This window comes from Thalassoglobus neptunius, assembly GCF_007859735.1.
In the GTDB taxonomy this organism is placed as follows: Bacteria; Planctomycetota; Planctomycetia; order Planctomycetales; family Planctomycetaceae; genus Thalassoglobus; species Thalassoglobus neptunius.
The window spans coordinates 2680930-2706716 of record NZ_SIHI01000001.1 but is presented as its reverse complement, the minus strand read 5'-3'; the positions used below and the strand labels follow the sequence as shown (position 1 = coordinate 2706716).

The 25787-nt window shown below is 53.6% G+C and carries 18 protein-coding genes, 1 tRNA gene and 2 pseudogenes; 11 read left to right on the top strand and 10 right to left on the bottom strand.

Translation table 11 applies throughout. From position 1 onward, the window contains the following. The first annotated feature begins 172 nt into the window (after positions 1-172). Both KOR42_RS10620 and KOR42_RS10615 read left to right on the top strand, forming a co-directional pair. Positions 173-1090 (top strand): TadE/TadG family type IV pilus assembly protein, encoded by a 918-nt coding sequence (locus KOR42_RS10620; protein WP_197441050.1) that lies wholly within the window; start codon positions 173-175, stop codon positions 1088-1090. A gap of 53 nt (positions 1091-1143) precedes the next feature. Then, complete coding sequence (locus KOR42_RS10615) at positions 1144-2373, top strand: Tad domain-containing protein (RefSeq protein WP_146509520.1); 1230 nt, start codon at positions 1144-1146, stop codon at positions 2371-2373. Here KOR42_RS10615 and KOR42_RS10610 read toward each other — a convergent pair. Beyond that, positions 2370-2567 (bottom strand): hypothetical protein, encoded by a 198-nt coding sequence (locus KOR42_RS10610; RefSeq protein WP_146509518.1) that lies wholly within the window; start codon positions 2565-2567, stop codon positions 2370-2372. The genes KOR42_RS10615 and KOR42_RS10610 overlap by 4 nt on opposite strands. 412 nt (positions 2568-2979) lie before the next feature. Beyond that, positions 2980-3315: a hypothetical protein gene (locus KOR42_RS10605; protein ID WP_146509516.1), complete on the bottom strand. Its 336-nt coding sequence runs from the start codon at positions 3313-3315 to the stop codon at positions 2980-2982. Positions 3316-3351: 36 nt separating this feature from the next. On the opposite strand from KOR42_RS10605, the gene KOR42_RS10600 reads away from it, so the two are divergent. Continuing rightward, positions 3352-3654: a site-specific integrase gene (locus KOR42_RS10600; protein ID WP_146509514.1), complete on the top strand. Its 303-nt coding sequence runs from the start codon at positions 3352-3354 to the stop codon at positions 3652-3654. Between the two features lie 739 nt (positions 3655-4393). On the opposite strand, the gene KOR42_RS27385 is transcribed toward KOR42_RS10600, so the two are convergent. The 3 genes and pseudogenes from KOR42_RS27385 to KOR42_RS10590 all read right to left on the bottom strand — a co-directional run bounded on the left by KOR42_RS27385 (position 4394) and on the right by KOR42_RS10590 (position 6189). Beyond that, complete coding sequence (locus KOR42_RS27385) at positions 4394-4798, bottom strand: DUF1214 domain-containing protein (RefSeq protein ID WP_231740886.1); 405 nt, start codon at positions 4796-4798, stop codon at positions 4394-4396. 438 nt (positions 4799-5236) lie between these two features. Next, positions 5237-5821, bottom strand: a pseudogene (locus KOR42_RS27835) (DUF1254 domain-containing protein); the annotation flags it as partial. Between the two features lie 116 nt (positions 5822-5937). Further along, positions 5938-6189: a hypothetical protein gene (locus KOR42_RS10590; RefSeq protein WP_231740845.1), complete on the bottom strand. Its 252-nt coding sequence runs from the start codon at positions 6187-6189 to the stop codon at positions 5938-5940. 280 nt (positions 6190-6469) lie between these two features. Here KOR42_RS10590 and KOR42_RS10585 point away from each other — a divergent pair. From KOR42_RS10585 to KOR42_RS10570, 4 genes and pseudogenes are all read left to right on the top strand, one after another. After that, a pseudogene (locus KOR42_RS10585) lies at positions 6470-7306 on the top strand (DUF1559 domain-containing protein); the annotation flags it as partial. Between the two features lie 344 nt (positions 7307-7650). Then, positions 7651-8829: a GNAT family N-acetyltransferase gene (locus tag KOR42_RS10580; RefSeq protein ID WP_146509508.1), complete on the top strand. Its 1179-nt coding sequence runs from the start codon at positions 7651-7653 to the stop codon at positions 8827-8829. A gap of 127 nt (positions 8830-8956) precedes the next feature. Beyond that, positions 8957-9298: an STAS domain-containing protein gene (locus KOR42_RS10575; protein WP_146509506.1), complete on the top strand. Its 342-nt coding sequence runs from the start codon at positions 8957-8959 to the stop codon at positions 9296-9298. A 296-nt stretch (positions 9299-9594) separates the two neighbouring features. Beyond that, positions 9595-10977 (top strand): pyridoxal phosphate-dependent decarboxylase family protein, encoded by a 1383-nt coding sequence (locus KOR42_RS10570; RefSeq protein WP_146509504.1) that lies wholly within the window; start codon positions 9595-9597, stop codon positions 10975-10977. A gap of 88 nt (positions 10978-11065) precedes the next feature. On the opposite strand, the gene KOR42_RS10565 is transcribed toward KOR42_RS10570, so the two are convergent. Both KOR42_RS10565 and KOR42_RS10560 read right to left on the bottom strand, forming a co-directional pair. Further along, positions 11066-12022: a beta-propeller domain-containing protein gene (locus KOR42_RS10565; RefSeq protein WP_146509502.1), complete on the bottom strand. Its 957-nt coding sequence runs from the start codon at positions 12020-12022 to the stop codon at positions 11066-11068. 264 nt (positions 12023-12286) lie between these two features. Continuing rightward, positions 12287-13831, bottom strand: coding sequence for a prenyltransferase/squalene oxidase repeat-containing protein (locus KOR42_RS10560; RefSeq protein WP_146509500.1), 1545 nt, complete (start codon positions 13829-13831; stop codon positions 12287-12289). Positions 13832-14081: 250 nt separating this feature from the next. Here KOR42_RS10560 and KOR42_RS10555 point away from each other — a divergent pair. The 4 genes from KOR42_RS10555 (at position 14082) to KOR42_RS10540 (ending at position 19023) form a co-directional block, all read left to right on the top strand. Further along, positions 14082-14166 (top strand) — tRNA-Leu (locus KOR42_RS10555). A 145-nt stretch (positions 14167-14311) separates the two neighbouring features. Continuing rightward, positions 14312-15535: a WD40 repeat domain-containing protein gene (locus KOR42_RS10550; protein WP_146509498.1), complete on the top strand. Its 1224-nt coding sequence runs from the start codon at positions 14312-14314 to the stop codon at positions 15533-15535. Positions 15536-15615: 80 nt separating this feature from the next. Then, positions 15616-16176 (top strand): transposase, encoded by a 561-nt coding sequence (locus KOR42_RS26555; RefSeq protein ID WP_197441047.1) that lies wholly within the window; start codon positions 15616-15618, stop codon positions 16174-16176. A gap of 114 nt (positions 16177-16290) precedes the next feature. Then, the gene (locus KOR42_RS10540) at positions 16291-19023 is read left to right on the top strand and encodes a response regulator (RefSeq protein WP_231740844.1); all 2733 of its coding nucleotides are present in this window, start codon (positions 16291-16293) and stop codon (positions 19021-19023) included. A gap of 45 nt (positions 19024-19068) precedes the next feature. On the opposite strand, the gene KOR42_RS10535 is transcribed toward KOR42_RS10540, so the two are convergent. The 3 genes from KOR42_RS10535 to KOR42_RS10525 all read right to left on the bottom strand — a co-directional run bounded on the left by KOR42_RS10535 (position 19069) and on the right by KOR42_RS10525 (position 25529). Then, positions 19069-20844: an ABC-F family ATP-binding cassette domain-containing protein gene (locus KOR42_RS10535; RefSeq protein WP_146509494.1), complete on the bottom strand. Its 1776-nt coding sequence runs from the start codon at positions 20842-20844 to the stop codon at positions 19069-19071. Positions 20845-20940: 96 nt separating this feature from the next. Further along, the gene (locus KOR42_RS10530; protein ID WP_197441046.1) at positions 20941-22248 is read right to left on the bottom strand and encodes an amidohydrolase family protein; all 1308 of its coding nucleotides are present in this window, start codon (positions 22246-22248) and stop codon (positions 20941-20943) included. A 65-nt stretch (positions 22249-22313) separates the two neighbouring features. Then, positions 22314-25529, bottom strand: a complete 3216-nt coding sequence (locus tag KOR42_RS10525; RefSeq protein ID WP_146509490.1) for an amidohydrolase family protein — start codon at positions 25527-25529, stop codon at positions 22314-22316. Positions 25530-25787 lie beyond the last annotated feature (258 nt).

Sequence of the window (25787 nt, the reverse complement as noted above, 5' to 3'; positions counted from 1 at the left end):
GGACTGCATGCCGCTCCTTGGCATGCAGCCGATCCACCACCGTAGTACACAACGTGTGCATCTGCAACCACCAGAACATTATCGTCAGGCGAGATTATTGCATTCGCGGCATGACAGTCGTACGATACATGCACACCAATTGCACTCCGTGGCGAAAATGAGGAAGAGTTTGATGCGAACTTCATCGCACCAGGATCGTCGATCGCTACGGTCCGGTCAGGCATTAATTGAGTTTGCCGTCATCGCGTTCGTCATGACGTTCTTACTGGGGGCCATTCTGGCGTTCGGCTTTCTCTTCTTCTCAGCGAACGTGTTGCAACAGGCAGCGGATGTTGGGGCGATGGAATTGTCACGGCACCCGTTTGCCCCAGTTGGTACATTTGATGAAGCACTGGAGGGGAGTGGCTTGTACAGCGAAGCATCACTCGTCGTGGTTCCAGGCACCGACCCAGAGACCCTTCCTCTCATCAATCGATTGCTGTACTCCACTTACATTTACGACCCGGACATTGACCGTGTGCGATACCCTGGCACGCTGGTCACAAATGTCGATGGCGATCTGACTGTTGTCATCCCGCTTGTCGGTTTTGGAAACCGTGACTCGAGCACAGGCGCCGAAACAATTTCCGAATGGCGGCGCGTGGTTGAGGAGGTCTTGCCAGCAGGAGCTTCCGAAGGACCGTTTGCGCTCGATTCCCCCACGCCTGGAAGCCTCGAACCGGGCATGGTCGCATTGCGGATCAACTTTCCGTATCAGTCTGCAGCTCTCGTCGCGTATATCCAATCAGATTCCGATGGCAACATTGTCCGGCCAGCTGACACGGTTGGACTCAACGGAGTACAGAACATCCCGGTCACTGCCGATGATGCATCTGTCACTGGGGCTGCCTCCGCGACATTTCCAAATGGCCAGACATTGGCTGCGGCTGGCTACATACTGGTCGATCCCTCCGCGAATCCCAATTTCGGTGCTGGTCCGCATCGGGGAACTTATGGTTTCGGGGAAGCTAAGGCATTCGCCACCACCGTCCGCCCCTATCGGAAAGTCATCTCGGCTCAGGGCATCTACCGTCGCGAGGTGTTCGAGTGAGACGAGTTCTCCACAAGAAGCACGATGTCACGTGCCGTCTTAGAGGCACCGTCATGATCTGGTTTGCAGTGCTTCTATTCGCACTGCTGCCGCTGATGGCGCTTGTGATTCACTTGGGAATGGTGACGCTGAGTCGGCGGCAAATGCAGACTGCGGTTGATGCGGCCGCAATGGAGGGCCTGCGACTGCGAGATCGATCGCTTGTTGCCCCGACGTTTACAGAGAGTGACCGACGGGCCCACGTGACCGAACTCGTGACCGCCATCTACGATGACAACCTCAGCTCCGACGCAGATGATGCAATGCAATTCGGTGCCGGTCCCGTGATATTGTTCGACGACGATGCCACGGACGTCACACTGCCCGGAACCTCATTTCGAGCGTCACGGAGCATTCGACGAGAGAACACCGGCGTCTATGATCCAGTCCTGCAATCCAACGAATCCAACGAACGACACGGGGACATGGTCGCCGGACAGTTCCAACCGGCCGCGAGTCACAGCGAGGATGCGACATATTCTCGCGAGGATTTTCTGCTGTCTGGGGACAGCGGGTACGACTCTGTTGTCGGGGACGACTCGTTTCTGGTCCGGCTGCGGCGAACAGACCCCACCGTCGATCCCGCACCAGCAATCGACACGACCGCAGGTGTCAGCTCCAGTGGTCCGACCGTTCCGTTTCTGTTCGGTCGAGGGCCATATGGCGGGCCGGACTTACTTGACCGCCGCGAACGGGGCACGATTGTTCGGGCGACGGCAATTGCCCAAGCGGTGCCTGCAATGACCGTTGGCCCTTACTTGCTAGCACAACCTCCGGGTCAACCGGACCCCGTACCCGGACTCGCTCCGATCCAACTGGAGTTGGCGAGCTGGAATCTGCTCGTCCTGAACGTGCCGACAATGGTTTCCGTTTCAGGTTCGAATGTCTCCGGGGGAGTTACGGGCGAATTTGTCGATCCGCAAGTTGCGACCGTGGGCGATGAGTTGATATCCGGACCTGCGCAATCCGTGGTCGGTGAACGCTTTGTCGCGATCTACGCGGAGTTGCCATCGGGGGCCCGACTCGTAGCCGGATTCGGTACTGTCGATGTCGACCTGACCTTGACTGGCGGGACGATCACGAAACTCCCGTCGCGCATCGGCGCAGCAAACTCTTCAGCCACGTGGAGGTGGCCACAATCGTTAGCGAACCTCACTCCGGACGACTTGGCTGCATTTCTTAGCCTTCGTGAGACTCTGCAGGAAGGGCTTATGGCACCTGCCTTGCGACGATCCCTCCACTAAAGCCATCTTCGCTGCTGTTGCTCAACATTTGGACAGCGAACTCGATTGCGGACTGCTGTCAGTCCGTTCCATGTGAGGCAGGGAAGCATCACGAGTAGCGGCGCTCCGAACAGGACGCAAGTGACCGCCAGCCATGCGATCCAGGTGGATGGAATCAGCACAATGCGACCTGGTTGTTCTTGAATCGGTCTCAATTCTCGTTCCTACTTTTCAGATAAATCTTGTACAAGGGGCCGCGATTCGTCGCTTTTGTGTAGATTCAAGTTTAGGTCAGAAATCTGACGGTCGGTGGCAAATTTCCACGCACTTTTCACAAACGGCAATCTTGTAAATCGATTGCAGATGTGTGTCACCAGCAACATGTACTGCGCGTGGGCCAGCGAATTTTGTCGTTCGCGTATCCCCCATTCTCTTAACTACGAGTTGGATTCCTCGAGCGGATGCTGCAACGACAACTCGAACGTCTGCACAATTGTTCAATCCACTCTCGCTCCTCAACGGGCTGACGCTCTCCGAACCGCTGGCAATTCTGGCCTTTCCCTTTTGCTCACTCATTGTCGAAACAGGCGTGGGACTGATCTTGGACCGTCTGTTTCCAAACAGCGCTCAGGAAGAACCGGTACCGGCAGACGGCGAATATGGATTGCGACGCATGCTGTCGATCGGCGTTGTTGCTGCAAGTGAGGCTGGAGTGAAGTCCTGGGATTGGCGTATGAGATCGATCGCCCACATTGTCCAACGGAGATTGATCCCTCCGACCACACGCATGCCTTCGACATCCATTGTCGTCCCTTCACAGTCGGGACGACGAACGTCGCAGCGTCCGCCATCGACAAGTTCGATCGATGAGGTCAATTCGCGAATGATGATTTTCTTCAATGGGCAGATCAGACCGTCAACGAACTCCGCAGAAGGAAGGATCTGAAGTTCAAAGACCCGCAAAAGATCGTCGTCAAAACGGAGGACGGGAGCAGACGGGTGCGAGCGAAGGAGATGGTGTTCCTGAATCGACTGGGCGGAGTCATCCGGAGAAGCAACTTCGCAAACCGAAACTGGAAACCAAGGCTCAGACGGCTCGGCTTGACCGTTTGTGGATTCCATACGGCACGGCACACAGCCGCGTCGATCGCGCTGTCGAATGGACTTCCAGTCACGAAAGCGGCGGCATGGCTGGGCGACCGAGTCGACACGCTTCTTCGAACCTACGCACATTGGATCGATCAGGATCACTCGGAAGCGGCGAACATGATGCAGCAATTCTACGAAAAAAAATCGGACTAATTCTGACAACGGATCACATTCGCAGGCGGGGCGGAAGCACTCAATGGACGCGAAGATTTGTTAACAAACAGACGCGGGCTGCGCTAGCCAAAGCGCTAGCCAAAGTGGACAGTTCCGTACAGTTCTGAACAGTTCCGTACACTTCTGGACGGAAGTCAAAAATCGCCGACGGCATAATTCACGCGAAACACTGGAGATTGAGTCGAGCACGACGTGAACAGTCGCTCAGGCGCGTCTAACTGGGGGTCAAGAGGTCGCAGGTTCAAATCCTGTCATCCCGACTTGAAATTCAAAACAGTTCGTCGCAATCGTTTGTGGCAAGCTGTTTCTCATTGAATAGCAACGATTTGCGTTGTTTTCTGGAAGTGGCCTCTCGGTTCAAACGGATCCGCAAAGTCGACTGGCAAAGACCGCACTTCGCTCTAACTCAATTGATGCCTGGGTGTTGCGGAGTTCAAATCCCGTCGCAACGTTCGCCCACAAGCAGATCGCTCGACGTTACCAGTGAAGCACGCCGAGCGAATGTCTAGGGCGCGGAGGTGTGCGTCACCTCGCTCAGTTTGCATATTTCGTCAGCCGCCTCGGTTGGTCCAACCGCTAGCAGGTTGAGAGATACCTGGCGAAACGGTTTAGGGGAGCACTCAGTGCCATTGCCCACGGCTGGTCAACACGTCGAACCGAACGTCACAAGACGCGAGGCTCGATGTTTGCACTACGATTTAATCGCTCTGTCACCGACCTACTCAACCAACTCGGGATCTCCCGGCTTCCAGGTCTGATCGTAGAAGGACTCCAGTGGACCATAGAGGCGCAGGATCGTGTTCCAACCTTTGCCTGAAACAGTCTGGATCCAGTTGCTCTCCATTCCTTCCGGAGCTTCCGGACCGAAGTAAATGTCGTAGGAGCCGTCTTCGTTCGCGACGGGTGGAGTTGTGTCGACGCTGCTCAGGCCTGGAAACCGCTCGTCGGTCTGGAGCATGGACCGGGTCTGGTTGTCGTAGAGCGTGAATGACCAGAAGTCCTTTGCGGGAACATTCTTTGGCAAATGAATTTTGTACGTTTTGCTGCCGTCGAGAGCCTTGCCGTCTTTGTCGAGATACGCGATCGCATATTGCGAGCCCTTACCCACGTTCTTGACTGACATCGCCGGGGTGATGCCCGTCGCATAAAAGTGCATGTAGATCCGCGAGTCGAACAGTCGCTCGCCATCGAGGAGGAAGTCGTAGCGTCCATCGATGAAGGGATTCGTCCACACTCGCTCTCCCGGGTAAAGGTAATGACGCTCGTCTTCTGGACGGGCCGTGAGCGCCCTTGCTGTCACGGCAGCGATGGCAGCCGCGTCGGTCAAAATCTTCTTCATCCGGGCATCGGGTGCGAACTCCTTGCCCTTTTCGATACCGATCGTGGCGAGCAGACCGCGAATGTCGGGGTTGAGCCCTTCGATGTTCTCGTCCTGAATCTGCTGGTTTAATTCCTCCCAAAAACCGTAGTCCATGCGATGGATAGTGTTGTGCGGGATACCCGACACGTTCTTGAACACCATCTTGGGCGGATTGTCTTTTTGGGAGAGCGGATAGATCCGGAAGTTTTCCTTGGTGGCGTCGACCGCGGGCTTGGTGGAACCGTCGACCTGGAAGCCGCGCCATACCACCCAGTGACCCTTGGTGTAGGTCTTGGCGACGTGATAGCCCTCGGGGATCTCGCCCTTGTAATCATGTGGAACGATCAAGAACTTCCCACCTTCACCCTTATCGGGACCGGCGTTGCCGAAGTCGATGACATACTTAAACTAGGCGTCGTTGATGAATCCGAGCACATGGGGAGGTGTTTCCAGCACCATTGGTTCGTCTTCCATTTCCATCCAGGCGGCCATGTACACCGAAACGGTATTGGGGGTCAGCCAAAGTGCCTTGGAATCCATCAGGTCCTCGAACAGCAGCGCGGTCGTATTCGGCGGACCGAACTTCCGCAAGCCCTGCTCCATCGCATACATCGACGAAATCTGGATTGAGGACAGATAGGCGTGTTGTGCGCGCTGCAGTGCGAGGTTTTCGTAGACCAGTCGGGTCGTCTTGTCGTCGGGCACACCGTCGAACGAGGTGAGTGTCCCGAGGCTGGTTTCCAATTTGTCGGGTGTCGCGATGCCTTCCGGAATCTCGGTGGTCATCTTCATCGCTGGCGGCTGTGCGGCGGCGGAGCCAACCAGAGTGATGGTCAATGCGATGATCGGCAGTGTTTTCATAGGAGCGTTCTCGTATTCAAAGGTGTTGCGACAGGGCTAGGTTACTTGACGTGTTCAGGCTTCACGGGCTTCCAGGTGTCGTCCATCACCTGCTGGCTGACTCCGTAGCTGCGAACGATGTAGTTGAAGGGCTTACCGCCGGAGGAGAGGTTGTTGATCGCGTCTTCTCCGGCATTGAAGTGAATGGTGACGGTCCCATCCTCGTTCGGTTTCCACATCTTGTCGTTGATGTGGGTTTCTCCTTCCATGAGATAACCGTCAGCGTCATAGAGAGTGAAGGAAGTGAAGAACATGTTTCGCGGATCATCTGTAGACATCGGTCAGAAAACGTAGCGCTCGACGGAGAGGGTGTGACGGAATAAAAGCGTAGCGCCCAGATGATCACTTGTTGTCAGGTGTTCAGACTTTTGGTTTTCACCATTTGTTTGAACTGATTATCCGCAGCGTCGAACTCGCAAACCACCCGGTCCACCGACAATCAAGCCACCTTCAGCTGACCTGAACCTCCTCGCCCAAAAAATCACACCCCTAACACTGACTTCATACGGTTAACGGCGTTGGGAGGCAGCCCGTCGGATTCAGTGTAAGAACAATCTCCGGCAGATCGGGATTGCATGCCACAACTACCACTCGATGGTCGGCACATTTCCCCCAGGGCGGATTGTGTATCCCGGGACAAGTTCGACAGGCAGCCCCACTGGCGTGGTGACCGGGTTTCTGGCGATGATTCTTCCGCAAATGGAAGGGTCGAATCTCAGCAACATCTACGATCAGAAATACGGCTTCGATGATCCCTTCAATCAGGAAGCAGTGAATACGATTGTGCCTGAGTTTCTTTGTCCGTCTGCACCGGGCGATCGCGTGATGCCGATCTATGCTGGCTGGAACATGGGATGGACAACGGACGTTAATGCACTTCCCGGAGTCACAGGAGTGGCGTCCGACTACTTTGGGGTCCGCGGAATGCATTACGTCGACGAGAATGGAGTCCATCTCTTCGATGGATCAGCTGGAGTTCTCAACGAGAAGGGGACGAAAATTGGTCACATCACCGATGGGTCGAGCAATACGATTCTTCTTTACGAGATGGCAGGCAAAGGCGATCACTGGAAACTTGGAAGGCTGCATCCTCCGCCGACCAATGCACAGTTCTACAGCTACGGACCATGGTCAGGGAATAACGGAGTTGGTGTCTACAACTGGTCCGATGATGGGCTGCAAAAAGGCTGTGATGGCTGCACGAAGTACATCAACGTCGATAACGAAGCTTCTCCTTACAGTTTTCATGTGGGAACAGTGCACGTAATGATGGCAGATGGTTCGACAAGGAGTCTTTCCGAAAACATTGACTCGGAAGTCTTCGTGAATCTGGCCAAAAGTCGAGATGGAAACATCGTCGGAGAATTTTAAGTCACACACTTTTGGGGCGCATTGTACGTGTTGGAAATTGTTTCTCTCGATCATTGCTGCACGTGCTCTTGTGCGGCACTGTCATTGCGTTATTGAGATCCCGAAGAATGTTCTTCGTCGGTTCATGCCACGGTTTGAATTACGTGTCCGTTTCGCTCATTGCGGAGTCGATTTGTGTCTTCGATTGCTTCTGACGATGTGTAGCGCTTGTAGCGACATTAACTCTCAGAACAGTTGATTGGGACGCACCTGTCTTTCGGAATTCTCCAGCCGATATTGATAATCCCTTTCGACGAAGGGATCATTCTATAGCAAGGAGTGAATTCAGAAGTTACGAAGTGGACATGGACACCGACTCAATCAACTCTGCTCAGGAAAATCGTTCGAGCGAGTCCATTCGAGTTCGTCGAGCTTCTTTGGATGACCTCGCCGCAATTCAGGATTTTATCGAGCGAACCTACGAAGAGACCGCGCCTTTCAAGGGAGGTGAGCGGACCGAGTGGCAGTTTGTGAAGAATCCGTTCACGACGGATCAGGATTCGGGGCTGCCTGTCTGGATTGCAGAATCCGACGGACGTGTCGTGGGGCAGATTGCCGTTCAAGATGGGATTGTTCATCTTCAGGATGGGAGCCAGATTCCCGCCGGCTGGGTCGTTGATGTGATGGTCGATCCAGAATGTCGTGGGCAAGGGCTCGGGCATCGCATTCATGCGGCTGTGCTGGAAGACCGGCCCATTCTCGTGACTCTCACAATGGCGGCAGCGACTCGCCGAATCGCAGAGAAAGCGGGTTGTTTGACACTGGGACCAACTGTTCAGCTCATTTGTCCTCATCGCCTTTCCACCGGAACGGTCGAACGATACCTCAAACACAAAGCCTCGTATCGCTCTGACTGGGCGACTCCAATTGGGGTCTTTCTTGGCTCCAAAGTGGGACCGATCATGACGTCCGCGCTGGCGAGGAATGTTGTGTCGTCGAAGCGGATCTTTCGGCAGAAAGCTCGTGGCGAAAACTGGACAATCGAAGAAATACAGACGTTCCCCGAAGAGTACGATGAATTCTGGAATCGCGTTCAACCCGAGTTTCCGGCATTGTTCGACCGGTCCAGAACCTTTGTGAACTGGCGATTCTGTAAAGCTCCAGTTCTGAAGTATCGCCGATTTCTATTGCGGGATGGCGAGCAGATTCGCGGCTATCTCGTCACAAGAGTTGCCGAACCGGAAGAGCTTCCAGAAGGGGTGATCGTCGACCTGTTCACCTCTCCATTAGATGAGAGTGCGATGGCGATTCTGTTGCAACATGGGTTTGAACAACTCGGCCCGCATTGCGATTACATCGAAACGGCAGCTTCTGATCCGCGCGTTCTCAAGGCTTTTCGGTCGGCTGGATTCTTTCCGACGAGGACGATGCGGCCGACAATTGTTTGTGCTCATTCTGAAGACCGGGAACGCTTTGAGCCGCTTCTGGAGTCCTGGCACTTCTCCAAAGCGGATCACGACTGGGATCAGGTCCACCCGCTGTAATTCTTCCGCATTCCTCTTGCGACCTTCATTGCGATCTTGAGTGAAGGGAATTGCGTTTCCCAATTTGTGCTGCGAGAATAGAGTCAAAGAGGGAGTTGCGAGGGTCGATAGCCAGGAGGGATGACGTATGAACAATCCACTCGACGGCAGCAAGTATTTTCACGTTTACAAGACGGGTCGACTGACAATCATCGGTTTCGATGGTCGACATCTTCAGGAGTTCGGCAGTTCGCAGGACATTTGCGGAGAGCTACTTCACCTTGTGGAGCATCATGATTGTGAAGTTCTGGTTGTGGACATGATGGAAGTACCCATCGTGTCGAGCTGGGTTCTTGGGATTCTTGCGGCCGTTCAGCGAAACGGAATCGACATCGAACTGTACCATCCCTCAGAGGAGTTGCGTGAAGTGCTCCGTGTGACGAACCTGGCGAAGTGTCTTCACGTTCGCGAAGGATTCGGCCCCGGTTGAGGTGAGTGTCGATCGGGTAGAATTCTCTGGTCTCATCCCGCGCACACGGTCGAGACGATTCTGAGAGAGCGGAACCGTCGAACCATCTATCACGCCGCAGAAAATCCGTTTGCGTGAAGCGGTGACTTCAGAAACGATGATGGCATAAACTTTCGCTGAAAGTCCCAAGAGTCAATTGAGAGCATTCTTTGATTTGGTTTTCACTCACTCGCACGAGCAAGCTCAGCCTTTGATTTGATGAAACAGTGCAAGCGAGTGCACAGGAAAGCGCAACTCGCTCAAAGAGTCCAAACACCATGGTCGACAATCATTCGGCAGATCACGATACAGAATGTCTTCGCGTGCTCGGTGAGGCATTGAATCACTTAAGCGGAGGGTTCGCTGATCTTCCTTCAACACAGTCAGCGGAAAACCCGGATGCTCTTTCAGAAATTCTGAACAATGTTGCCGAGCGAATGCGGGATAATTTCCCCTATCAACATCCGTTCTATTTGGGACAAATGCTTAAGCCGCCGCATCCTGTAGCGAGTCTGGCTTACGCGCTGGCGATGGCGATCAATCCCAATAACCATGCCATGGACGGAGGGCGGGCCAGTTCTCAGATGGAGAAAGAAGCGGTTCGCCAAATCGCCAGAATGGTTGGTTGGGAATCAGCACTGGGGCATCTTTGCGGGGGCGGTACGATCGCCAATCTCGAAGCCTTGTGGGTCGCTCGTGAAGTGAATCAACATGCTCCGGTCTTTGCATCGAGTCAGGCTCACTACACTCACGAGAGATGCTGCCAGCTTCTCGGGGTTCCGTTTCACTCTGTTCCTTGCGACAACTCCGGAAGAATGGACGTTCAGCGTTTGGAAGAGATGCTCGATGGTTCTTCGCAAGCGACAATCGTGGTGACGCTGGGAACCACCGGGCTTGGAGTCGTCGATCCGCTTGATCAGGTTCTCGAATTGCGTGATCGCGTTCCGTGCCGGATTCATGTCGATGCTGCGTATGGAGGCTACTTTCGACTGGCGAAGAATCTTGAGCCTGCAACGAAACGCCAATTCAGTTTGATGCAGGAGGCAGACTCCATTGTCATCGATCCGCACAAGCACGGACTCCAGCCTTACGGGTGTGGATGCGTCCTGTTTCGGGACCCTGCAGTTGCACGTGTTTACAAGCACGACTCTCCGTACACATACTTCACGTCCGACGATCTCCATCTCGGCGAAATCTCGTTCGAATGCTCCCGTCCGGGCGCTTCAGCGGTCGCTTTGTGGGCGACACTCCAAAGGTTTCCACTCACCGTTGATGGCGAATTCGCGCAAGGACTGGAGTCCAGTCGAACCGCAGCGACACTACTTTCCGACTGGATCGATCAGTCGCCGGACTTCGTTCGAATCGTCGATCCCGAGCTTGATATCGTCGTTTGGTCCGTAGCTGCAGACTCTGCGAAAGAATCGTCCATGCTTGCGGAACGATTCTTTCATGAGGCTGCTAAACGGAATGTGCACCTCGCGATGCTACAAGTTCCGAAAGCGCTCGCTGAAGTCGCTCGGCCGGATCTTAAGTGGGACCGTGATACGCTCGTCTGTCTGCGAGCCTGTCTCATGAAGCCCGAGCATCAGGAGTGGTTGCCCCGAATTCTTGAAGTCCTTGATTCGTGTCGGCGAGATCTTTTTCAGGATCGCTCTCACTGAACATGAAAGCCGATTACTTAGCGCGATCATGCGAGGCTCATTCGATCTGCAAACCAAAGAGCAACAGGTCGGCGACTTCTTCTTTCGTCTACCGCAGCACTTTGCCGATTCCTCCAACCGTAGCTGATGCAGCTGTCGCGTTTCCGAGGTTTTCGAAGTCACGAAACGTCCAGACCACTTCTTTGTCGCGATTGACTTCAATGAGTTGCGGGTTTTCCGGGCCAGCATGGCAGTTGCCGATGATTATGTTTCCATTCGGAAGCACTTCCAGTGAGGTCACCCAGGCGAGAGTAATTCCCGAAAGATCGTTCTGATGAATCTCCCAGAGGATCTTTTTCTCGGGAGACACCTCCAGCACACTGTGTCCGTTCCCCGTCGCGATCAGAGTGTTTCCGTTGGGAAGTCTCAAAGCATTGAAAACCTGATTTCCGAACGCTTCTGGACCGTGACCGTTTGCCGGCTCTTTTCCGAAAAGCGGAACCTGGTAGTCCCAGACGATTTCCCCATCCGCGGTGTATTCGGTGACTCGCCCGTCAGCTTCATGGCAAACCAGATAGTTTCCATTGCTCAACTTATGAGCTTGCCGAACATCTCTGTGCGGATGAAGTTCCTTGACCTTGTAATTGAATTGATGAACCAGCTTCCCGTTCGCATCGACTTCGATGACGCGGCCGATTCCGTTTTCGACAATCATGGTGTTGCCGTTTTCGAGACGTTGGAACGCGTGGACTTCCAGCTTTTTGCCTTTGTTCCCATTGCTGTTGGCAGCATTGTATTCCCAGACAATTTCGCCCGAGGGATCAATTTCGACGATCTTGCCCCACCCCTGCTGGACGATCACGTTTCCATTCTCCAGCTGTTGAATGCGATGAACAGATCGAACCTTGTCGCACTTCCAGACAGCTTTCCCGGATTCGTCAAAACGGACAATCTGACCTTTGTCGGCAGCAATGACTTGATGTCGATTCGACGAAACTTCCGCACCTTGAACAGAAGCGAAAGAAAGGCACGTCAGCGTCAACGCGAGCAGAGTGAATGATTTCATGAGGTAAACCGTTTTCAAACGAGTGAGCACTTATCGCCAAAGGATTCAAGATCCGATTCGTCATTTCCAGCGAGTCATCACAGAAGACCTGACAACCCTGCTCAGAAAATTGAATCGAATTGAGGAGCGGATGTCGAGTCACGACTCGATTTCCCGGTAACAGACACAACTCGCTTGAACTGCGTTGTCAGGCCAGCGAGATGTCAGCTCGAGTGAATTGAAGCAATCACGAAGGGGCATGCCTTTGTTTACAGGCTCTTTGATTCATTCTTCCGACGTGGAATAAAGAGGCCGGTGTCGAATGGGCGTTTCGAGGATGAGAGTGCACATCGCTGTCAGGTACAATCGTCCTGCATCCTGGCTTCTCTCCTGAAATGCCCCCAACGGGCGATTCGGATTCCAGCTTCCTCGCTGTGGTCCCGACGATGTTTGGTTCTCGACGATGAATCTGCTCGTCATGCTGAACCAGTCGTCCCATTCCTTCGAGTCGAGATTATGCAGAACTTGTGCAACGTAGTACCACGCATAAACATTGCGACGCCGATGTGTCCATTGAGGCTCGTTCTTTAAAGCAACCAGCCTCCGCACTCCAATTCTCAATGGAGGATAGTCAGACGGCCATCCCAACCATTGTCGACACAGAAGTCCTTCGGCGGTCATCGACAACCGTTGAGATTCTTCGGCGGGAAAGTCGGGACGATAGCGATAGAACGACTCCGAATGAGGTGACTCCTGAACCGAGTTCAAGAACTGCTCCGCCAGCAGAAATGTTTCGAACCCCACCGGGATCTCAGCAACTCGAGCGGAATGAAGAGCCATCAATGCCCACCCCGTCACCGAGAGATCTCCAATTCCATCCTCAGTCAACGGGCGATACCGCCAACCTCCCAGCTTCGGGTTCTGTGCTTTGACGAGATAGTTGACAGCCTGTGTTGCTGGCTCACGGAGTGATTCATCTCCAGTCAGTGCCAAAGCTTCGCAAAGCACGATCGTCGCTTGTGAGTGGGCATAAAAATGTGCTTCCCGTCCCTGTTCTTCAATGTCGAAGAGGTTTCCATCAGCTCGCTGGATGTCCTGAAGCCACATCAGCCCACGGGCGACAACATCTTGATGCTCCCCGGATTGATGTGTCTGACCGCAGCCGAGAAACGTGAGCAAAGCGAGAGCCGTTGCCCCGGTTCGAGTTTCAATTGATCCTCCATCCGGATAGGGACCACGCAAATCCCAAGACCCGTCGGAAGCTTGCTGTCGCGCCATCCACCCAATTGCAGAATCAATCGCCTGAAAGAGAGAATCATCCGAAGACCCATCAGCCCCACTCGATCCCGAAAAACGAGTCCGAAGATCGAGCACTTGCGATACCGGGACGAGTCGCAATTCCGCCGGCGTTTCAGATCTTTCACTCGAATCGCGTTCGGTGTTTTCGTTCGAAGAGTTCGTCTCAGCTTCCGAATTCCGCTCGTTTCCATTCGATTGCAACGTCACAGACGGGATGGCAATCGGAGTTGTTGCCGCCTCCGATTCCTCGACATCTTGCTTGTCGACCCGTGTTGACCATCCCAATTCGATCACGCTCGGAGGTTCAACCGGAAGCCGAATAATGATCCAGGCCAAAGCGACGAGCAGAATCAGATGGAAGGCCACACTGAAAGCAACGCCCGGGAGACTCGCAGTCAGATTTTGAGAAACCCGTTTCCAGTCAGCCTGACGATAAACGCGGATTCGCTCGATCGAACGTGGCGTGCGACGATGACCCGGTTCACGCTTTCGTTTTCGCCTCGGTTGCGGAGAATCCCCAGTTTCTGACATCGTTCCTCGCCAACGTGACCTTCCAGTCCGGAAAGTTTCTTCAATAAACCGAATTCATGGGATCTCAGCACCCGCTTCTTACAATAATCACAGCTTTCGCCCAAGCAAATCACTGCAATCAAAAGATGGAGAAACCATAGTCTCGCAGAACGCCCCAGAAAGAAAAAGTTCCCGCAGCCCCGTTCATTCCGAACAGGTTCAAGTCACACGGTTGACCGAAACCATTGTTCGACTAAACTTTCCACCCATTGCGGTTGTGGCGGAACTGGCAGACGCGCAAGATTCAGGTTCTTGTGTCCGATAAGGACGTGGAGGTTCGAATCCTCTCAACCGCATTGCTTTTTGAGGGCCGATTGATTTTCTGTAACGTGTTGTTGTAGCACGATTTGTGCTGTCCTTTTCTGAAGTGTGGCAAACCCGTTTTGAGCCAACTACCGATTCTGAGTTGTGTAGTCCCGTTCGAATCGAGGGGATTCTTTCATGCCACGTATCCCGAATTGCTGTTTTCACACGCGGACAGGGCAGGAATTCGTTGCACTGAACGCTTTCATTGAACGTGGTCAGCGTGAAGGCTGGGAGAACCTCGAAGGAGAAGACGAGCCAACGGATACCCGGCAACCATTGGCGTCGGCAGTATTGTCTGCCATTCGCAGGGCAAATGACGTGGGGGATGTGGAGGGATTGCACGAGCGATTTCCACGAGCACATGGCCCGTTCATCGACATGCTTGAAGAAAACGGACAGAGCTTGCCGTTTGTCATTCTGCTAGATGACGGACGGATCGTGACAAGAATTGGGTCTCCATGGGAAGCAGGGCGTGTCATTGTGATCGATGATAGGGAGATTTCAGAGCTCGGACCAGAAGTCATCTCAGTTGGTATTTCGCCGAATCGCCGTTTCTTTGCATTGGCCACTAAGTCTGGAGTTTCGATTCGTCAAGGTTTGGACGGTCCTGAGTCCGTCAGACTGCCTTGGCCATCAGGCAAAGAGGGCGTACCCAGCGAATTTACGGTCGAGGCAATTTCAGGGACTCCAACAATCACAACACTTTGCCCGTTCGACAGCGGCGAGAAAGTGCTACTCGTCAGTCCAGAAGGTGTTTTTGTGCTTGGACATGAACGAGCAGACCGGCTCCTTCCAACTAAGGAACAATTGCGGGAACATTTCGAGTGGCTGCGGAAGGACTACCCCGACGATCCACTGTCGTACGACCTTTCAATGGAGCACGGCTCCTTGTCACCGAACGGAAAGTGGATTGCAGCAGGTCAGCAGTCGAGTCTGCACTATATCTTCGACGTCAATACGCTTGAGATTGTTGGCGAAATCGGACATCTCAGCGAGTACCCACACTACGCTGTATTTAGTGCTGACAGTTCGATGGTCGCTCTCAGCTCGTGCCACTTTTACAACGGTGAAACTGTCGGTGTGCCAACCGAATTACTGCCCGGACTCGAAACCGAGCCTTACGAAACCGACAACCGATGTACCGTCCTTGAAGAAGGCTCTCGGGTGTATGCCGCAGTCTCTCGTGGTGACGAGTTCATTATTGGAGATGCGAGTGGATATTTGAGGGCATTCGACCTCATGGGCAACTTCCGCTGGCAACACTTCATCGGATCGAGTGTTGGTGACATCGACATCAGCCCGGATGGTAAACAGTTAGTAGTGACAACGTATGCTGGGTTCCTCAGTATCCTCAACTAAGAGGCTATCCGGAAACTGAGGTTTTTTGAAAGTCTGGTTTTGTTCACACTTTGCGGTTCATCAACGCAAAGGAGTGCACGGTGTCCGAGGCGATTCGAAAAGCGTACCCAAGTGACCTGACTGACCTTCAGTGGGAGATGGTCGAAATGATTCTTCCGAAGCCCCGCCGCAGCAAGAAAGGCGGGCGACCACAAACTGTGGACGTGCGGGAAGTGATCAACACGATCCTCTATCAATGCCGATCGGGATGCCAGTGGGATATGCTTCCTCTTCGCATGCGAATACGGCTCGACATACTTGCGTCCAATCCGAAGCGACAGCTTTGCCACTTCCAACAACACATTCGTTCGTGGGGAATCACTCATCACCAGATTTTAGCGCATTCTCATCTCAGACTCCAGAGATGTTTTCAACAATGCAGAGATCATTCAGAGAGAACAATTGCTGGGAGGAGTTCATTGAATCCCGAGAATTCCTGTACTCAGCGTCATACCTACTCTGATAAGATGAAACAGCAAAGTGACACGGGAGTCAGGTCATGGAAGAGTCGGGAGCAACTGCTCGGTTTTGTAAGTACGCCTGAACTCTTTGGCTCGGGAGATCAACTGGATGGATCGCACGAGTTCGTCGAAACAACTTGAATCACGCTCTTGCAGGCCCTGTTGATTATGTCGGATGAGAGTTCCTCTTCAGATCCCGAGACATCACTGCAATGGATATGGAGCCCCGAGGGTGACGCGTCTCAGGGGCCGAACGTGCAAAGCTGGATCGCTTATCGGACCCTGCTGGACAGCTTGCCATTCCACATTCTCATCAAAGACCGATCCGGACGCAGAGTTTATGGAAACCCGGCGTATCTCAAATTGCACGAGATGACGCTCGAGGAGATTCAGGGAAAAACCGACTTCGACCTTTTCCCAGAAGATCTCGCACGCGAGTTCAGTGAGGACGACCAACAGGTTATGTCGTCGGGAGAACGCTCCTGGGCGGTGGAGAAACACCTCAATGCAGATGGGGAACGCTATTGGATCGAACGGATTAAAACTCCGCTTCGTGCCCCGGATCAGACAGTTGTCGGAGTGCAGATCGTTTTCTGGGATGTGTCGAAACTGAATCGCACCGAAGAGGCACTTGATCATGAACGCTCTTTAATGTCGTCGCTGATGGATAACATTCCCGACGCGATTTATTTTAAGGACCGGGCCAGCCGCTTTATTCGGATGAGTTCGGCTCAAGCACGCAAGTTTGGAATTGCCTCGGCGGATGACGCGATTGGTCTGACCGACGCAGACATCTTTACTGAAGAGCACGCCCGTCAGGCGCTCGCAGATGAAGCAAAGATCATGGCCACGGGGATTCCCATGGTCGCTCGCATTGAAAAGGAAACATGGCCAGAGCGGGAAGATACGTGGGTCTCGACTACGAAAATGCCACTTCGAGACAGCACGGGCGAGATCGTCGGGACGTTCGGGATTTCCAGAGATATCACGGAACTCAAAAAGACTCAGGACGAATTACAGCAAGCTCGTGATTCGGCGAACCTGGCAAGCAAAGCCAAGAGCGACTTTCTCGCCAACATGAGTCATGAGATTCGAACACCAATGAACGCGATCATTGGGATGACGGAATTACTGCTCGATACCAGTCTCGATCGGTCTCAACGGGAATACTTGAAGATCGTTCAAGAATCTGGGGAGTCGCTATTAAGTCTTCTTAATGACATTCTCGACTTTTCAAAAATCGAAGCTGGGCATCTCGAGCTGGATCGTAGCTCGTTCGATCTTCATCAAAGCATCGGGAACACACTTCGTTCACTCGCGCTGCGGGCACACGCCAAGGGCATCGAGTTGGCGTATTCGATTGACCCGAAGATTCCGTCGGCCCTGATCGGGGATGTCGGTCGATTGAGGCAGGTGATCGTGAATCTCGTCGGGAACGCGATCAAGTTTACATCAGAGGGCGAAGTTGTCCTGACAATTGAAGCGATCGAGTCGACGCAGGAGACCATCACTCTACAAATTTCCGTCCGTGATACGGGGATCGGAATTCCGGAAGACAAGCAGGCACTCGTCTTTGATGAGTTTCAACAAGCGGATTCTTCCACAACGCGAACATACGGCGGAACCGGTCTCGGGCTGGCGATTTCGTCTCGGCTTGTCCAGCTCATGAACGGGGAGATTTCGGTTCAAAGCGAACCCGGGACCGGAAGCACCTTCACGTTTTCCGCGCAGTTGGAAATCGACCATTCCGAAGGCTCAAGTACGTTGCCCGATGTTTCCGAGATTGAGGGCGCTCGGGTTCTGATTGTCGACGACAATGCCACCAATCGCCGAATCCTGACGGAAATGCTCTCGAACTGGGGTGTCGAACCGGAGGCTGTGAATTCGGCGAAAGCGGCCCTTGATGCCATTCGCAGCGCGGCTGAAACAGACCGTCCGATTCAAGCAGTTCTTCTTGATGTGAACATGCCCGAAGCATCCGGATTCGATTTCGCGGAATGGGTTCGAAAGGAAGAACGGTTCCAGTCGCTGCCACTTCTTATGCTCACTTCCGGAGGACGCCCCGGTGACACAGAACGTCGACGGGAACTCAACATCAGCGCCAAGATGATGAAGCCGGTCAAGCAGTCAGAAGTTTTTGAAGAGATCGTTCGAGCACTGGGAGTACAGCCATCGTCCGGGATGAACGACATAGTGGAAACAGCTTCCGATGTCGAGCAATTTGAGGGATGCCGCGTCCTTCTGGCGGAGGACAATCTCGTCAATCAGAAGTTGGCGGTCGGGATTCTCAGCAAGCTCAACTGCGAGGTGACCGTTGCGGAAACGGGAATTGAAGCTGTCGAGAAGTGGAAAGCAGGCGAATTCGATGTGATTCTCATGGACATTCAGATGCCGGATCTGGATGGCCTCAAAGCGACTCAGCAAATCCGAGCACTTGAAAACGACGCAGAACATCTTCCGATCATTGCGATGACCGCGCACGCAATGTCTGGGGACCGCGAGAAGTGTCTTGCTGCCGGGATGGATGATTATCTTTCGAAACCCGTGCGGGTTGGTGAGCTTCGAGAGAAACTGCAATCGATCATGAACTCGCCGAAAGGTTCAACATCGGCACCGCACGTCCACTCCGAATCAACAGCCAATGACCCGTGGGTGAATTACGACTGGTCTGTGGCTCTCGAGAATGTCGCTGGTGATTTAGAACTGCTGGAAACAGTTCTGGACGCTTTTCTGCAAGAGTATCCGCCGCTTCTTGAAGGCATCCGAAGCAGCATTGAGACCGATGATTTTGACAGTCTCAGCAGGAATGCCCATACGCTCAAGGGGACCCTGTTGAGCATCGGAGCAGTTGTTCCCGCGGAGACGCTCCTCTCGCTTGAGGAGTCTGCGAAAAGCAAAGATTCGAGTCGCGCAAAAACTCTCAGTGATCAGCTTCGCTCCGAATTCGACAAGCTCATCCCCATTCTCAAAGCGGGGCCCAGCGCTTAAAGAACAGAGACAGAACTTCTCGGGGTGTGATTACTTCCCGAGTTGTTATTCGCTTTGAAGTTCCAGCCAGCGGTCTTCCGCTTCTGTAAGTTGGGTTTGAACCTCGGTCAGTTCTTCGTGAACTTTCATCGCTTCTGAAGCGTCGGGGGTATTGGCCAGTTTGTCGTTGAGTTCACGCTTGCGATCATCAAGTCGTGCGATCGTTTTTTCGAGCTTGGAAATCTCGCGTTGAAGTTTCTTCTCTTCTTTCCAGTCAGCCTGAGTCCGCGTCGGTTGCGCAGCTTGCTCAACTCCGGGAGAAGACTTTGCTCTTGAATTTCGCTCCCGTTCTCCATCGTCAATTTCTATATTGACCGCATAAAGATAAGACTCGTAATCGCCTCCGTAGTTACGAACATGACCGTCGCGGACTTCGATCACCGACGTCGCGAGCCGCTTCATGAAGTGCCGATCGTGGCTCGTGAAAATCACGGTTCCCTCATAATCGGCGAGTGCGTCGAGAAGCGATTCAATTGTCTCAACATCCAGATGGTTTCCCGGTTCATCGAGAACGAGAATGTTGTAAGTCCCGAGAAGCAAACCGGCGAGACAGAGACGGGCTCTCTCGCCTCCTGACAGGACGGAGACCTTTTTCTTCGTATGTCCTCCGCGAAAGAGCATCGCTCCCGCACCGGCTAGCAGTTCTTGCGTTGTGGTGCCGGGCTTGGCGACGTAGTCGAGATACTCAACGACCGTTTGATCGGGCGGAAGTGACGAGTAAACGTGTTGTGCATAGGTGCCGATCTCGCACCCATAGCCCCAGCGAACTTCTCCCTCGACTGGTTTGAGTGACTCGACGAGCGTTCGCAGAAGCGTCGTTTTTCCTTGTCCGTTATCCCCGACGATCGCAGCTCGTTCGCCGTGTTCGATTTCAAGAGTGATGTCTTTGGCGACGGTATTGTTCGGATAGCCGATGGCCATTCCTTCACATCGAACAGCAGGGCCCTTTCGGGGTTCCACAGACGGGACGCGAATGTGCGCGACCGCTTCCTCGGCAGCGATGTCGACGAGTTGAAGCCGTTCGAGTTGCTTGCTTTTCGATTTGGCTTGAGATGCCGTGCTCGCACGCGCACGATTCTTGTCGATAAATCGCTGAAGCTGTTTCTGCTTCGCTTCGACAGCTGCGTTGATTCGCTCGTCGTGCTCTTTGCGTTCCTGTCTGTATTCCAGAAACGCTTCAATTTGGCCGGGATACATCGTCAGTTTCCCTCGAGAGAGTTCGAGGGTTTCTGAACACGTTTGGCTGAGGAATGATCGATCGTGAGAGACGATCAAACACGCCTGATTGAACCCGCGCAAGAAGTGTTCAAGAAGAATTTGAGTTCGAAGGTCGAGGAAGTTCGTCGGTTCATCCAGAACGAGCAAATTCGGTTCGTGAAGCAGAAGGGCTGCCAGCTTGACGCGTGTTTGCCATCCTCCGGACAGTGCCGAGATGGGGCCTTCGAGATAATCGCCCTTGAGTTCAAACTGCCCAGCGACGGCTCCGCACTTCCAGTCGGGCTGCCCTGAATCGCGAAGGAGAAAATCCATCGCGGATTCGCCGGGTTGAAAGGGATCGTGCTGACGCAGATAGCCGATTCTTAGATCCGGGCTGCGAATGATTTCTCCGCTGTCCAGATCTTCTTCGCCGAGAAGAACCCGGAGGAGCGTCGATTTTCCGGCACCGTTTCGACCGACGAAACCGACTTTGACGTTTTCGTACAGCGTGACATCCGCCTGATCCAGAAGCATCTGGTCGCCGTAGCTCTTCTCGCCTTTGACAAGTTGCAGCAAGACAGACATCCGTCCACCGTCCTTACACACAGAGAGTTGTTAAAGACGGCGGATAGTACGCGCCAACGGAATCATCGTAAAGCGATGACCAGTAAATCCCCCGTTCTACTGGTTTCCGAGCTGTCGGTATTTTTGCTGATACTTTTCGTAAAGCCGGGTGTGGCGGCTTGTGAGCTCCACCGAACGACCTTGAATCCACGCATGGGTAACGCTTGTTGGAGTTTCAAGTGGGTCACCATCGGTCACAATGAGCGTCGCATCTTTTCCGACGTCGAGTGATCCGACGCGATCTTCGATGCCGAAAATCTCCGCCGGAGACAGCGTAATTGCTTTCAATGCCTCATCTTCGGGAAGTCCATACGCCACTGCGACTCCCGCATGATACGGCAAATTTCTCGAGTTTGAAGAACTTCGTGAAGAGGCACTTCCTGAGATGGCAAACGAAACACCTGCTTCGTGAAGTCTTGCGGGCAACGTATAGGCGGAGTCGAATGGGTCGTTCCGTCGCCGCGGAAGTCGATAGACTGCTGAGATAACGACGGGAACTTTGTGTTTCTTCAAGAGGTCCGCACAAACCGGAGCGTCATATCCGCCGAGGATGACGATTCGGATGTTCTGTTCAAGGGCGAAAGCAACAGCCGATTGAATGACGGAAGCGGAATCCGCCCAGACGAGAATCGGAATCTGCCGATCGATGACCGGACGCAGCGCCTCCAGTTTGAGGTCTGTCTGCTGTCGACTTCGGTCGCTGATTCTTCCGGCTCGATAGGCTCGGGCTTCATCAAGCAGCTCACGAAGTTCGTCAACCCGGTCGTGATCGTTGGAGCTTTCCTTGAGGTCGTTTTTGACACTCGGCCAATTCACAATCATTCCAACAGATGGTTCCAACGCGAGATCTTCACTCGTCCAGCCATCCAGTTGAAGCATCGACGCTTGCCCGGAAACGAATCCACCTTCCGGAGCAGACAATGCCAGAAGAACGCCATTCGCGCGTGCCACGGGAATCAATTCGCTGTCAGGATTCACAGCTGCTGCGGCGCGAACATTGGGATTGATGGAGCCGGTCTCGCGCTGGTCTCGACTGGCCCGGACTGCCGGGATCTCAACAAGTCCCAGAATCGAATGCGACTCGATCAAGCTGGGATAGATTCGTTTTCCGGCGAGCGAAATTCTTTGTGTGTTTGCGGGAATCGCGATTTCTCTCGCGGGACCGACGGCGGTGATTTTTCCCTTCTCGAAGAGAATCACTCCGTTCGGAATGGGAGGCTGACTCACCGGGTAGAGATCCGCTCCGATGAGCGCGATCGGGCTCTGTTGAGGGCCGCCGGGAATCTCGTCCGATGCCCGCAATGCCACTGACACAGAGAGAACTGCCGCGACACCAGCACATAGGAAAGGTCGGATTCGGATCATTAAATTTCGTTTCATAGCATGACGCAAATTTGAGCGAATAACGCGATCAGGAACCGGAGAACAATCTATTCCTGAAAGCCATGAACTCCACAGAACATGTCGTCGCGTGGCCAGAGTTGTTCCGGGTCATCCGGTCCCGCGTCAGGGTCTTTCATGTCGTGTCCCGATTTCAGAATCTTCTGAATCAAGGAGTTTCGCATGAATTCGTTTCGTGCGGAAACGACCTGACTCTGTGTGTAGTCGAAATACTGATGGCCATCGATCCATGTCTGTTCGCAGCGGGCCATCGTTGAGAGTGGCGAGCCGGACCAGACAACGAAGTCCGCATGTTTTCCAGGTTCCAGCGAACCGACGTATTCGTCGATCCGAAGCTGTTTGGCGGGGTTGAGAGTGACGAATTTCAGAGCCTCTTCCGGGCTGAGTCCTCCGTACTTGATCGCTTTGGCAGCCTCGGTGTTCAGGTGCCGGGCGAGTTCTCGATCGTCAGAGTTGAACGAGACCACAACGCCTGCTTCGTGCATCAGTGCGCCAGCGTAAGGGATCGCGTCGTACACTTCGAACTTGTAGGCCCACCAGTCGGAGAACGCAGAGCCCATTGCTCCATGTTCGGCCATTGCGTCCGCAACTTTATAGCCTTCGAGGATGTGCTGAAACGTTCCGATTGTGACATCGAACGGATCGAGAACACGAATGAAAGCCAGAATTTCATCCTGACGATAGCTGTGGCAGTGAATCCATCGGTCCCCCGCGAGGATTTCAGCAATTGCATCGAGTTCAAGATCGCGAAGCGGCGGAATTCCTTCTCGGTCGCGACGGTATTGTTCTTGTCGTTCAGCGTATTCCTGAGCTGCACGAAACTCGTCGATGAAGATTTGCTCGACACCCATCCGTGTTTGTGGGTACCGCGATGTGTGATCGTCACCCCAGTTGCTTTGCTTGACGTTCTCGCCGAGGGCGAATTTGATTCCTGCAGGAGCTTCGCGGAATTTGAGTTGTTCGTCGTTCATTCCCCATCGCAGTTTGATGACTTGATTCTGCCCTCCGATGGGATTTGCGGAGCCATGCAGGATGTTGGAAGTTGTGACCCCACCGGCCAACTGGCGATAGATGTTGATGTCGTCACAATCGATGAAATCTCCGATGCGGACTTCAGCTGTGATTGCCTGTCCACTTTCATTGATTCCGCCATCAGTTGCCATATGGGAGTGACAATCGATCAGCCCGGGAGTGATGTGCATTCCCGAAGCATCGATCGTTCGAGTGTTTCGATCGATCGGGACATCAGTTCCAACTGCGACGACTTTCCCATCGTCGATGAGAAGGGTTCCGTTTTCGATGATCCCTTCCGGGCCAGACGTCCAAATGGTCGCGCCGACCAGTGCGACTCGTTCCGTTGTGGAAAGGACTTCATCGACTCCATAGGAGCCAAGCGGGTAGTTGACCGCGAACGAGGAAGGCTTGGCTTCTTCTGAGTCGTCGGACTCTTCAGCCTCGTCGTCTTCATCTTCCGAAGCGTTGTCTTGCTTGGGTGATCGCTCTCCGGTGAAACTTTTCTTAGTGGCATCAGGATACAGGATTTGTCCGGATCCGGTGTTTCCGTCTTTATCGATGACCATTGTCCAACGGACAATTCCCGGCGTCGGATCGTCGTGGCTCGGGAACGTTCCGCTCAAGCGGGTTCCATTCAGAACAAGTTTGGTCAGTTTGATTGTCTTCTTGTTGTCACTCTCTTCCTGAGACGAATCGTCGGAGTCTTCGTCGTCGAGGGTTGCGTTTGGATCGTCGTCAGAGATTTCTTCGGTCTTGTCTTGCGAAGGAGTGTCTGTGTCCGATTCGCTTTCTTGATCATCGGAAGCTTCTTCCTTTTCTTCAGGTCGAGTCAATTCCCCGCTGAGTTTTCCTTTGCGTTCACTGATCGAGAGGTTCCATTGCTCAACATCTTCGACATTGGAGGAATCAACAAGACTGAGAGTCCATTCCCCGACGACTTCGCGGTCAGACGGTCGATCGAATTCGAAGCGTTGTCCGGCAACCCATGTCTCGACAACGTTCGATTTCTTCTCGAACAGGTCTCCATCGGTGATCACGAGACTCGCCAGCTTCCCTTGCTCAATGGTCCCAATTTGTTCATCCACACCGAACAACTCTGCAGGGATTACCGTCAGTGCTGACAGCGCTCTGTCTCGTGTTAATCCTCGCTCGACGGCTGTTCGAAGTCCTTCGAGAAACTTGGAGGGTGAATCGAGCCCGTCGGTTGTGAAGGCGAATGTGACCCCCGATGTTTCGAGGCGCGCCGGGTTCTCCGGAGCAAGATCCCAGTGCATCAGGTCTTCAAGAGATGCGTTCATCGCCGTTTCGATTGTTCCGACGTTCGGCGGTTTGGGATAGTCGACGGGAAGAATGACAGGCCGTCCCGTCGCGGCGATTTCATTCAGTCTGCGGTATTCATTGCCACTGCCAAGGACTGCCAGCTCCAGACCGAATTCTCTCGCGAAACGATCGGCTCGCAGGAACATCAATTCGTTCGTTGTGTCTGCGATGAAAAGGCGATCGTCGGCGAGATCAAGATTAAGAGCTTCGAGCGCATCGTTTTGTTCCGGTCGCTGAAGAGTGGGATCCTCCTTTGCGACGGACCAGGCGGAGTCGTACCACTTCGCGTCGTAGAAAGCCTGTCGTGCGAGCGCAACGGCACCCATTGGAGAATTCGGTGATCGTCCGCGTCCTCGCTGCACCGTCAGCTTGATGTGCTGCGTGACGTCAGGTCGAAGAATCGCTTCGCTGGCGGAGTTTCCTGTGAGAAGAATGACGGAGCCGGACCCTTTCAGAATCCCTCCCTCCGGAGCAGCCAGGACCGTGGTGAAGCCTTGTTTTCGCCGAGTCGATTGATTCAGGGAATTGACGCCTAGCTGTCGTGCGACTCGCAGCTGCGGCCGAATCGCTTCGTTCCAATACGGGGCACCACTCTCGATCGGTTCTGTCGAAACACTTTGCTCGACGTAAGCGTCAACAAATCCGGCATAGATAGTTTTTTCGGAGCAATCGATGACTTGAGCTTCGGCAGGAGCCACAAGGTCTGCACCGACAACCGAAATCTTCCGATCACGAATCAAGATGTCCGCGTTGTCGAGTTTCACGCCCGGTCGGACAACGACGTGAGCATTTTTTAAGAGGAATGTGGATGGAGTATGACTCCGTAGCCCCTGTGGCTGCGCAGTCGAAACTTCGTCTGCAGCGACAGCTTGGATTCCCATCCAGAGAATTATGCACAACGCCAAACGCATCTTGTCTCTCCCTGTTTCGTTGAGATGGGAGGATAGAACGAACAGGTCACTTTTCGCCAGCGACAGCACGTGATCGGTCGAATCATTCTGATTGTGAAGATGTTTCGCGGACGCGACTCTCGCGGCACGTCCATCGGAATCCTGTGATAAGTTGGGGGACTTTGGACTCGCCAACTCTCGTTGCAATCTATAATCTGAAGAAACGATGAAGTTTGGATGACTGCAAGCTGATCCACACCATAGAACAACACATCATTG

Coding starts and splice junctions, on each gene's coding strand:
- KOR42_RS10620 (WP_197441050.1), top strand. CDS start 173: ATGCGAACTTCATCGCACCAGGATCGTCGATCGCTACGGTCCGGTCAG.
- KOR42_RS10615 (WP_146509520.1), top strand. CDS start 1,144: ATGATCTGGTTTGCAGTGCTTCTATTCGCACTGCTGCCGCTGATGGCG.
- KOR42_RS27385 (WP_231740886.1), bottom strand. CDS start 4,798: ATGTCAGTCAAGAACGTGGGTAAGGGCTCGCAATATGCGATCGCGTAT.
- KOR42_RS10590 (WP_231740845.1), bottom strand. CDS start 6,189: ATGTTCTTCACTTCCTTCACTCTCTATGACGCTGACGGTTATCTCATG.
- KOR42_RS10580 (WP_146509508.1), top strand. CDS start 7,651: ATGGACACCGACTCAATCAACTCTGCTCAGGAAAATCGTTCGAGCGAG.
- KOR42_RS10575 (WP_146509506.1), top strand. CDS start 8,957: ATGAACAATCCACTCGACGGCAGCAAGTATTTTCACGTTTACAAGACG.
- KOR42_RS10570 (WP_146509504.1), top strand. CDS start 9,595: ATGGTCGACAATCATTCGGCAGATCACGATACAGAATGTCTTCGCGTG.
- KOR42_RS10565 (WP_146509502.1), bottom strand. CDS start 12,022: ATGAAATCATTCACTCTGCTCGCGTTGACGCTGACGTGCCTTTCTTTC.
- KOR42_RS10560 (WP_146509500.1), bottom strand. CDS start 13,831: ATGTCAGAAACTGGGGATTCTCCGCAACCGAGGCGAAAACGAAAGCGT.
- KOR42_RS10550 (WP_146509498.1), top strand. CDS start 14,312: ATGCCACGTATCCCGAATTGCTGTTTTCACACGCGGACAGGGCAGGAA.
- KOR42_RS10535 (WP_146509494.1), bottom strand. CDS start 20,844: ATGTCTGTCTTGCTGCAACTTGTCAAAGGCGAGAAGAGCTACGGCGAC.
- KOR42_RS10530 (WP_197441046.1), bottom strand. CDS start 22,248: ATGATCCGAATCCGACCTTTCCTATGTGCTGGTGTCGCGGCAGTTCTC.
- KOR42_RS10525 (WP_146509490.1), bottom strand. CDS start 25,529: ATGCGTTTGGCGTTGTGCATAATTCTCTGGATGGGAATCCAAGCTGTC.